Consider the following 9,505-nt stretch of genomic DNA (forward strand, 5'->3'; position numbering starts at 1 on the left):
CCTTTGTGGTTTGTGGGGGCGTGTGCCGGGGTTGGTGGGGGGGTTTTACACCCCCCACCCTACCCCCTTGTAACCTGGCCCCTGGAACCTAAAATAAGCGAGGAACTATGGCTCTTGTCAGTATCATCAATACGATCTTCTTTATATTCTACGTCCTGTTGTTCGCCAACATCATCCTGTCCTGGGTGCGGGTAGACCCCTACCATCCGACGTGGGGGCCGCTTGTGCGGCTGGTCTACGGGGTGACCGACCCGATTCTGAACCCCATCCGCCGGGCCATGCCGCCGATGGGCGGGCTGGACTTCAGCCCGATGGTTGTGCTCCTGCTGGCGCGAGTCTTGCAGTCGGTCTTGATCCGGCTGGTTATCTAAGAGTGATCATCCGCAGATTAGGCAGATTAAGCGGAGCTGCTTCTTGGCGGTCTTCTCGAGCTTTGCGTGAGCTACGCTTCATAATCTGCCAAATCTGCCTAATCTGCGGATTATATCCCTTATCTTAGCCCGGTCAGCGCGCGGGCGATGACCATGCGCTGAATCTCGCTCGTGCCCTCATAGATCTCGGTGATCTTGGCGTCGCGGAAGTAGCGCTCCAGCGGCATTTCCTTGCTATACCCCATGCCGCCGTGAATCTGGATGGCCTCGGTTGCCACCCACATGGCCGTCTCGCTGGCGAACAGTTTGGCCTCGCTGGCCTCCAGCGAATAGCGCCCGCCGTTCTGGGCCGCGGCCATCTTAGCCAGCGCGGCCTGATAGATAAGCAGCCGGCTGGCGTCCACGCGGCACTTCATGTCGGCCAACTTCTGCTGGATCATCTGGAACTGGCCGATGGGCTGGCCGAACGCTTCGCGCTCCTTGGCATACGCGACGCTGGCCTCGAAGGCCGCCTCGGCGATGCCCAACGCCTGGGAGGCAATGCCGATACGCCCCGCGTCGAGCACGGTCATGGCGATCTTGAAGCCGTCCCCCTCTGCGCCCAACCGGTTTTCCACCGGGCACTCGTAGTTGTCGAAGATGATCTCGCTCGTGGCGCTGGCGCGGATGCCCAGCTTCGGCTCCTTCTTGCCGCGGGTGAAACCGGGGCGGTCGGTCTCGATGAGGAAGGCGGAGATACCCTTGTGCGCTTTCTCCGGCTGGGTCATGGTGAACAGGACGATGTAATCGGCGTAGGGAGCGGAGGTGACCCACGACTTGCGGCCGTTGATGAGGTAGCACGTGCCTTCCGGGTTCAGCGTGGCGCGGCTCTTCATCGTGCCGGCGTCGCTGCCACTCATCGGCTCCGTCAGGCTATAGGCGCCGATCTTCTGCCCGCTGGCGACGGGAACCAGATACTTCTGCTTCTGCGCCTCCGTGCCGAACTTCAGCAGGCCGTGGGCGTAGAGCGAGTTGTTGACGGACATGATCGTGCCGTGGCTGGCGTCGGCCTTGCAAATCTCGACCATCGCCAGTACGTAGGCCAGCGTGTCCATGCCCGCGCCGCCGTAGGCCTCGGGCACTTCGATGCCCATGAAGCCCAACTGTCCCATCTCGCGGATGGTGTCAATGGGAAATTCGCCCGTCTCGTCGTGATGGGCGGCGATGGGGGCGATGGAGCGGCGCGCGAAGTCGCGCGCGGCGTCCTGGATCATGCGGTGTTCGTCGGTGATAAAAGGGAACATAAGACTCCTTTGCTAGACCTCAGAGGTTAGCGTCGGCTGCGGCTGTGAAGTCTTGGCAGCTTGGGCGTAGTTCATCAAAACAGCGAAGTCATCGGGCGTGAGCTCGATGCCGTACTCCCAGCGGCGACGCTCGGCCAGCCAGTGACGCCCTTCCTTGGCGTGCAGCAGGCTGTTGGGGATGGCCGGCCGGCTGGGCGGGCCGATGCGCGAACGCACCGAGGTATCATAGATTTCGACCGGGTTGAGCCGGACGAAAGCGTGCCTGGGGTTCTCGATCCATGCCGCGGCCTTGTCCGGCGGCATGAAGGCGTAGACGTTGAGCCGCCCCCCGCCGCCCTGCTCGTCGTCCGGATTGTACAGTTCCGTCGCCACGCAGAACCACTTGGCCGGCATGCGGCGCTCGCGGCCGCCGCGTGGGTAGCCGCTGAGCATGAAGTACCAGTTGAGTTGGGACAGGTTGGCGCTCCAGAGCAAGGCGGGGCCAGAAACCAGGTTTCTTCCGAGAAACTCGGTTTCTACCGGCGCTTGCCCGCGCCGCCGGTCGTGGACGGTGATGCCCCGGTCATCCAGTTCCAGGCTCAGCCCGCTGTGCCAGTACCGCTTCAGCAGGCGCTCCAGCCCCCAGATCATCAGCAGCGCCAGCGGGACCGCGCCGACGCAGGCCAGGAAGGTGGTGTAGTCGGCCACCGGCGGCGGGGCGAAGCGCTCCAACAGCCAGGCGATGACCCGAAAGCCGAGCAGGAAGCCGAGGAACAGGGCGACAAAGATGGTCAGGCGAATGCCGCCGTGCTCCTGGTCGGCGTGGAGGACAACAGGGTCTTTTGGGGCAGCGGACATAGGGCGAATTGTAGCATGATAGCGGATTTCCAGCAGAAACGCGCCTTGCATGCTACAATTCTTGCCCATGCCCTTCTCCTTCACCCTCGACGCCGCCGACGGCCGCGCCCGCCTCGGCCGCCTCGACACCCCGCACGGCCCCATCGAGACGCCCGTCTTCGCCCCTGTGGGCACGCAGGCCACGGTTAAGGCCATGCGCCCGCGCGACCTGCGCGAGTTGGGCGCGACGCTGGTGCTCAGCAACACCTACCACCTCTACCTGCGCCCCGGCGACGAACTCATCCGCGACCTGGGCGGATTGCACCGCTTCATGGGCTGGGACGGCCCCATTCTGACCGACAGCGGCGGCTTCCAGGTCTTCAGCCTGGCCGACGCCCGCCGCATCGACGACGACGGCGTGACCTTCAAGTCCCACCTCGACGGCTCCACCCACCGCTTCACGCCGGAGAAGTCCATCGCCGTCCAGGAGAATCTGGGCGCGGACATCATCATGATGTTCGACGAGTGCCCGCCGCCGAACGAGTACGAGTACGTCCGCCGCTCGCTCGACCGCACCCACGCCTGGGCCGAGCGCTGCCTCGCCGCCAAGACCCGGCCCGATCAGGCGCTCTTCGGCATCGTGCAGGGCGGCGTCTTCCGCGATCTGCGCGAGGTCAGCGCCCGCTTCCTGCTCGATCTCGATCTGCCCGGCTACGCCGTCGGCGGGCTGGCCGTGGGCGAGACGAAGGCCGAAATGCACGCCGTCTTGGAGTGGCTGCACCCCATCCTACCGTCCGGCAAGCCACGCTACCTGATGGGCGTCGGCGCGCCGGAGGATTTGGTCAACGGCGTGTTGCGCGGCATCGACATCTTCGACTGCGTCTTGCCGACGCGCATCGCTCGCAACGGCGCGGCGCTGGTCCTCGGCGGCCGGATCAACCTGCGTAACGCGAAGTACACGGCCGATCCCGCGCCCATCGACCCGGCCTGCGATTGCTACACCTGCGCCCACTTCAGCCGCGCCTACCTGCGCCATCTGGTCAAGGCCGACGAAATCCTGGCCAGCATCCTGCTGACCACCCACAACCTGCACTTCCTGCTACGCCTTATGGATGACCTGCGAAAGGCGATCCGCAAGGGAACGCTGGCAGACTTTGCGGGTGAGTTCTTGTCTAGTTACGAGCGACGAACGACGAGTGACGAATGACCCGCGGGGGAGCGGGGGTGCAGGGGTGCAGGGGAGATCACGAATAACTGACCAGTTTCCTTTCTCCTCCGCTCCCCTGCCCCTCCGCTCCCCTGCGACCAATCAAATAGAATCCGAAGTACAATGAGCCTATTAGAAGCGATCCTTATTGGCATCATCCAGGGCGCGACCGAGTTCCTGCCCATCTCCAGCGACGGCCACCTCGTGCTGTTGCCGGCCATCTTCAACATAAGCCAGCCCGATCTGGTGCTCATCGGCCTCGTCCACGCCGGGACGCTGCTGGCCATCCTCAGCTACTTCTGGCGCGACTTGTGGGCCATCGCCCGCGCCGTGCTGGGCGGGCTGGCGCGGCGCGAGCCGTTCGCCGACGCCAACGCCCGGTTGGGCTACCTCATGATCCTGGGCTCCGTCCCCGCCGGCATCGTTGGGTTGCTGGCGCTCGACTTTTTCGAGCGGCAGTTCGGCTCGCCGACCGTCGCCGCCGTGGGGTTGCTCATCACCGCCGTCTTCCTCGTCGTCGGCGAGCGGCTGAACAGGGGCGCGAAGACGCTCGACCGGCTGACGGTGCTGGATACCCTTATTATTGGCTCGTTCCAGGTCCTGGCTCTCTTCCCCGGCATCTCGCGCAGCGGCTCGACCATCGCCGCGGGTCTGGGGCGCGGGCTAGATCGACCGACGGCGGCGCGCTTCAGCTTCCTCGTCGGCCTACCGGCCATCGCCGGGGCGGGCCTGCTGTCCATCCTCGACATCTTCTCCGCTCAGGGGTCGCTGCCGGCGACGCATTACCTGGCCGCGTTCGTGGCCGCGGCCATCGTCGGCTACCTGTGCATTGCCTTCCTGCTCAACTGGGTCAAGCGTCACACGCTCTATCCCTTCGCCGTCTACTGCGCTTTATTCGGGTTGCTCTACTTACTTTTTACCGTACTGTAGGCTGGCACGGGATTCTTATCCCGTGTTCCTCAAAAGCCCAGACGCCGGATAAGAATCGTGCGCCGCGAGCGGGGGGTGGACGAAGCCGCCTCAATTGATGTATAATGAGAGCATAATGAATTACGCCTAACCCTTTAAAAGACGACCTTCCTGCGTACATTCGTAGGTCCGAGCAAAGCCTGATTTCTTCGTGAGTCAGGCTTTTTTTGTACAAAACGCTGGTTGGCGGTTTAGCAGCCCGCGTTGGCCCCCTCCCACGAGGCCAGCCGGGTGAGGAGAACACTCTATGAAGCCTCAAGACTACATCACACTCGACGAAACGTATGCCGCGCACACCTACCACCCCATCGAGGTCGTCATCGAACGGGGCGAGGGTGTGTGGGTCTACGATGTCGAAGGCAAGAAGTACCTCGACTGTCTGTCGGCGTATTCCGCGGTGAATCAGGGCCACTGTCACCCGCGTATTCTGGAAGCCGCCACGGCCCAGATGCACCGCGTCACGCTCACCTCGCGCGCCTTCTTCAACGACCAGATGGGGCCGTTCATGAAGGAGTTGTGCGAGCTGACCGGCTACGAGATGGCCCTGCCGATGAACACCGGCGCGGAGGCCGTTGAGACAGCCATCAAGGCGGCCCGCAAGTGGGGCTACCAGATGAAGGGTGTGCCGGACAATCAGGCCGAAATCATCGTCTGTGAAGGCAACTTCGCCGGCCGGACGACGACGCTCATCAGCTTCTCCAGCGAGCCGCAGTACAGAGAGGACTTTGGCCCGCTGACCCCCGGCTTCAAAACCGTGCCCTATGGCGACGCCGACGAACTGGAGGAAGCCATCACCCCCAACACGGTTGCCTTCCTGGTCGAGCCTATCCAGGGCGAGGGCGGGGTTAACGTGCCGCCGCCCGGCTATCTGAAGCGGGTGTCCGAGATCTGCGCCGCCCACAACGTATTGTTCATCGCCGATGAAATCCAGACCGGCCTCGGCCGCACCGGCGCGATCTTGTGCTGCGATCATGAGGGGGTGCGGCCCGACGTGGTGACGCTGGGCAAGGCGCTCAGCGGCGGCTTCTACCCCGTCTCGGCTGTTCTGGCCGACCGGAAGGTGCTGGGCCTATTCCGGCCGGGCGATCACGGTAGCACCTTTGGCGGCAACCCGCTCGGCTCGGCCATCGCCCGCGCCGCCCTTGACGTGTTGGTGGACGAAGGGCTGATCGACCACTCGCGCGAGATGGGCGCTTACTTCAAGGGGCGGCTGGAGCGGCTGGAAGGGGATCACATCAAGGAAGTGCGCGGCAAGGGGCTGCTCATCGGCGTCGAACTTGATCGCCGGGCCAGGCCCTACTGCGACGCGCTGCAAGAGCGAGGCATCCTGTGCAAGGACACCCACGGCACGGTGGTGCGGTTCGCGCCGCCGTTGATCATCACCAAAGATGAGATAGACTGGGCCATGGAGCGCATCGGCCCGGTGCTGATGAACGGACACTCATGAGACTTTCGCAATTTGGAGAGAAGTTTGCGCGGGATTGCGGCATCCTGCGACTGATGGACGATCTGGGGAGTGCGCTGGCCGGCGGCGAGGCGATGATCTCCCTCGGCGGCGGCAACCCCAGCCGCATTCCCCAGGTCGAAGCCTGTCTGCGAGAGCGCATGGAGCGCGGCCTGCAACAGGGGGATACCTTCGAGCGGCTGGTGGGCAACTACGCCGCGCCAGCCGGCGACCGGCCCTTCCGGCAAGCCGTTGCCGGCCTCTTGCACCGCGAGTTCGACTGGCCTGTCACCGAGGCCAATATCGCCCTGACCAACGGCAGCCAGACAGCCTTCTTCTACCTGTTCAACATGTTCGCCGGCCGTTTCAGCGACGGCTCGCGCCGCAAGATATTGCTGCCACTGACGCCGGAGTACATCGGCTATGCCGACGTGGGACTGGATGACGACATCTTTGTCTCCTACCGGCCGGAGATCGAGTACCTCGATGGCCGCCGCTTCAAGTACCGCGTGGACTTCGACGCGCTGCAAGTGACGCCCCACATCGGGGCTATCTGTGTCTCCCGGCCGACCAACCCGACGGGCAATGTCCTGACCGATGAGGAGATCGGCCGGCTGCACGCGCTGGCGCGCCATCACGACATCCCGCTCATTATCGACAACGCCTACGGCCCGCCGTTCCCCAGCATCCTCTTCAAGGAAGTGCGGCCGGTGTGGGATGAGCGCATTGTCTTCTGCCTCAGCCTATCCAAACTGGGGCTGCCGGGGGCGCGGACGGGCATCGTCGTAGCCGCGCCGGAGATCGCCGCGGCTGTGGCCGGAGCCAACGCCGTGCTCAGTTTGGCCCCGGGCAACTTTGGGGCCTACATGGCCCTTGACCTGGTGGAGAGCGGCGACGTGCTGCGCCTGAGTCGCGAGGTCATTCGTCCCCACTACCAGCGCAAAGCGATGCAAGCATTGGACTACATCGCCGAGGAACTGGACGGGATCGATTACTACGTCCATGATCCCGAGGGAGCGTTTTTCTTGTGGCTATGGTTCCCTGGTCTACCCATCGGCTCCCAGGAACTGTATGAGCGGCTGAAGGCGCGGCGCGTGCTGGTCGTGCCGGGGCATTACTTCTTCCCCGGCCTGGCCGATGATTGGCAGCACCGTCAGGAGTGCCTGCGCATGAACTACGCCCAGGAAGACGCCGTCGTGCGCGAGGGCATTCGCATTATCGGCGAAGTCGTGCGCGAAGCAGGGACTAGGGGTTAGGGACTAGGGGCCAGGGAAGAGCGCTCTTCCCTAGTCCCTGGTCGCCGCTAAGAATTCGTGCAGCATGCCGCACACCGCGTCGATGGCTTCCGGCCGGATGGCGTAGCGTTTCCCTTCCGCTTCCAGTGTCACGATGACCACCCGCGCCAGGCGCAGCGCGTCGAGATGGTGGATGACTGTAGGCGCACGCAGCCGCAGCCGCCGCGCCAGTTCGGCCGGCGTCAGCGGTTCCTCGGTCAAGTAGCGCAGGATGCGCAGGCGGGTGGGGTCGGCCAGCGCTTTCAACGCCTGATAGAGCGCGTCGGGAACCAGCTCACCGGGGATGAGTGAGGCGTCGGCCGGCCGCGCGCCAAACAGGATGATCCCCCGCTCGAGTTCCATTTTAGCCATGAGCGCCAGGGGCGTCCCCCAGAAGGACGGAGCCAGAATCAACGACTTGCGCTCCCACTCCGGGGACATCCGGACGCCCTGCGATAGTTCCTCCAACAGCTTCGGCCGCAGCAGCCGGCGCGCCAGCGTTTGGGCGCGCTCCAAAGCCGCTTCCAACATAGGCCGGATGCGTATCTCCTCTTCGGCAAAGAACTCCGCGTAATAACAACCCAGAGCCGCCAGCAGCCCATCGCCCGTCTCGGTGGGATCGCGCCAGAGGTCTAGCGCGCTGGTTGCCACCTTGCGCACGACGCCGGCCGGGTGCTTCTTCCAATCGTCGGCCATCATGAGCCGCACCAGTTCATCCTGGTCGGCTTCCTGCCAGTTCCTGCGTGCGGATACGTCGTGCAGCAAGGCATTGACCGGCTCCGGCTGACGGGACAGCAGCGCTTCCAAGCGGCCGGCTGCGGGCATCTCGCGCAACGCCGCCAGCACTGTGGCCCCATCCTTGGGTTTGGGCAGCGAATAGACCCAGGGCAGCGGCCAGATCACGTCGGACGCGCGCTGTAACAGTTCGCGCTCGGCCACCGGCAGCCGCGAGCGCACCCCCGCCGCCCACGAGCCGCGCAGCCCGAACTTGTCCGGCTCGTGCAGCACCGACAGACTGACGAAAAAATCGTAAGCCGTGCCGATGTCCCATTCGATAGGCGCGTGACTGGTCATGGCGTAACCCCCACAGTCGGTTCCACCTCCGCCGCCGGAGTCGGCGCGGGCGCGGCGTCGAAGTCGGGCAAAATCGTTTCGACGTTGCGGACGGCCGGGATCAAGTAGCCGACAATGCCCACGGCTGCGCCGAACACGCCGCTCAGGGCGATCATCAGCCCCATGCCCGCCCCCGGTCCGGTTCCTACCAGCGGGCCAAAAATCGCCGCCGCCGCGCCCCCCTGCATGGCCGGCTCAAAGACGCGGTCGGCCAGCGGCCCGGCGAACAGGACGGCAATGGGAAAGCTGAATTGGGCGATCATGCGCCGTGTGGCAAAGACCCGCCCCTGAACGGCCGGCGGCACTTTAGACTGCCAGATGGCCTGGTTGGAACCGTTGATAACCGGTATGAAGGCCTGCGACATGAAGCTGCCGAAGGCCCACCCCACGATTCCTTGCGACGCGCCAAGTACGATCGGCCCTAACAGGCTCTCGGCCGACATGCCCCACAACACGCCGCGCACGCGCCGCTTGGGCCCGCCCCAGATGCTCATGACTAACCCGCCGACGACGCCGCCAGCCGCGGCGATCGACTCGACCGTCGCCAGTGTGCCGGCGCTATTGGCGGTGCGCGCCAGAATCATCGGTATGGCGATGACGCCGCCGAAGGCGCTGATGAAGTTGATGGCCGTGAAGGCGAACTGGAGGCCAAGCAGGCTGGGGCGCTGCAAGATATAGCGAAAGCCATAGAGCGAGTCCTGCCACAGGCTCGGCCGCTGGCCGTCGCTTGGCAAGGGCTCGGCTGCCGGCTGCGGCATGTAGACGACGATCACGGCCAGAATAGCGATGACAAACGTCGCCACGTCAATCGCCATGATGCCCCCCAGCCCGATCGGGCCGAGTAGCGCCCCGGCGAAGGCCGGAGCCAGGATGTTAGACGCCGACCCCGCGAAATCCAGCATGCCGGATGCGCGCCCGAACTGCTCTTTGGGGATCATCAGCGTCACCGCCGCCGAAAACGCCGGGAACTGGAAGGCGTTGAAGGCGCCGGTGATGGCGTTACCCAGGTAGACTTGCCACAGCTCCAG

General features: G+C 64.5%; 9 protein-coding genes. 5 read left to right on the forward strand and 4 right to left on the reverse strand.

Annotation, left to right across the window (positions count from 1 at the left end; translation table 11 throughout):
• The first annotated feature begins 107 nt into the window (after positions 1 to 107).
• A complete protein-coding gene (locus ACE3UY_RS03830) occupies positions 108 to 371 on the forward strand; it encodes a YggT family protein (protein WP_374686230.1) in 264 nt (87 codons plus the stop codon).
• Between the two features lie 119 nt (positions 372 to 490).
• Here the strand turns inward: ACE3UY_RS03830 and ACE3UY_RS03835 are convergent, their stop codons facing one another.
• Positions 491 to 1,654, reverse strand: coding sequence for an acyl-CoA dehydrogenase family protein (locus ACE3UY_RS03835; RefSeq protein ID WP_374686231.1), 1,164 nt, complete (start codon positions 1,652 to 1,654; stop codon positions 491 to 493).
• Between the two features lie 12 nt (positions 1,655 to 1,666).
• Positions 1,667 to 2,542, reverse strand: a complete 876-nt coding sequence (locus ACE3UY_RS03840; RefSeq protein WP_374686232.1) for a hypothetical protein — start codon at positions 2,540 to 2,542, stop codon at positions 1,667 to 1,669.
• Here ACE3UY_RS03840 and tgt point away from each other — a divergent pair.
• The 4 genes from tgt (at position 2,541) to ACE3UY_RS03860 (ending at position 7,346) form a co-directional block, all read left to right on the forward strand.
• The gene (gene tgt, locus ACE3UY_RS03845) at positions 2,541 to 3,677 is read left to right on the forward strand and encodes a tRNA guanosine(34) transglycosylase Tgt (protein WP_374686233.1); all 1,137 of its coding nucleotides are present in this window, start codon (positions 2,541 to 2,543) and stop codon (positions 3,675 to 3,677) included. The genes ACE3UY_RS03840 and tgt overlap by 2 nt on opposite strands.
• A gap of 123 nt (positions 3,678 to 3,800) precedes the next feature.
• A complete protein-coding gene (locus tag ACE3UY_RS03850; RefSeq protein WP_374686234.1) occupies positions 3,801 to 4,607 on the forward strand; it encodes an undecaprenyl-diphosphate phosphatase in 807 nt (268 codons plus the stop codon).
• Positions 4,608 to 4,893: 286 nt separating this feature from the next.
• A complete protein-coding gene (gene rocD, locus ACE3UY_RS03855; RefSeq protein ID WP_374686235.1) occupies positions 4,894 to 6,093 on the forward strand; it encodes an ornithine--oxo-acid transaminase in 1,200 nt (399 codons plus the stop codon).
• Positions 6,090 to 7,346: a valine--pyruvate transaminase gene (locus tag ACE3UY_RS03860; RefSeq protein WP_374686236.1), complete on the forward strand. Its 1,257-nt coding sequence runs from the start codon at positions 6,090 to 6,092 to the stop codon at positions 7,344 to 7,346. Before rocD ends, ACE3UY_RS03860 begins: the two co-directional genes overlap by 4 nt.
• 30 nt (positions 7,347 to 7,376) lie before the next feature.
• On the opposite strand, the gene ACE3UY_RS03865 is transcribed toward ACE3UY_RS03860, so the two are convergent.
• Both ACE3UY_RS03865 and ACE3UY_RS03870 read right to left on the reverse strand, forming a co-directional pair.
• Positions 7,377 to 8,438, reverse strand: coding sequence for an ArsR/SmtB family transcription factor (locus ACE3UY_RS03865; RefSeq protein ID WP_374686237.1), 1,062 nt, complete (start codon positions 8,436 to 8,438; stop codon positions 7,377 to 7,379).
• On the reverse strand, positions 8,435 to 9,505 hold a 1,071-nt coding region (locus tag ACE3UY_RS03870; protein WP_374686238.1), incomplete at its 5' end, for an MFS transporter. The genes ACE3UY_RS03865 and ACE3UY_RS03870, both read right to left, overlap by 4 nt.

This window comes from Promineifilum sp. (SeqCode) (genome assembly GCF_041918635.1).
Lineage (GTDB): Bacteria > Chloroflexota > Anaerolineae > Promineifilales > Promineifilaceae > Promineifilum.

What these genes read in the sequence shown, in the direction of transcription:
- ACE3UY_RS03830 (WP_374686230.1), top strand. Translation starts at nt 108, where the DNA reads ATGGCTCTTGTCAGTATCATCAATACGATCTTCTTTATATTCTACGTC.
- ACE3UY_RS03835 (WP_374686231.1), bottom strand. Translation starts at nt 1,654, where the DNA reads ATGTTCCCTTTTATCACCGACGAACACCGCATGATCCAGGACGCCGCG.
- tgt (WP_374686233.1), top strand. Translation starts at nt 2,541, where the DNA reads ATGCTACAATTCTTGCCCATGCCCTTCTCCTTCACCCTCGACGCCGCC.
- ACE3UY_RS03840 (WP_374686232.1), bottom strand. Translation starts at nt 2,542, where the DNA reads ATGCAAGGCGCGTTTCTGCTGGAAATCCGCTATCATGCTACAATTCGC.
- ACE3UY_RS03850 (WP_374686234.1), top strand. Translation starts at nt 3,801, where the DNA reads ATGAGCCTATTAGAAGCGATCCTTATTGGCATCATCCAGGGCGCGACC.
- rocD (WP_374686235.1), top strand. Translation starts at nt 4,894, where the DNA reads ATGAAGCCTCAAGACTACATCACACTCGACGAAACGTATGCCGCGCAC.
- ACE3UY_RS03860 (WP_374686236.1), top strand. Translation starts at nt 6,090, where the DNA reads ATGAGACTTTCGCAATTTGGAGAGAAGTTTGCGCGGGATTGCGGCATC.
- ACE3UY_RS03865 (WP_374686237.1), bottom strand. Translation starts at nt 8,438, where the DNA reads ATGACCAGTCACGCGCCTATCGAATGGGACATCGGCACGGCTTACGAT.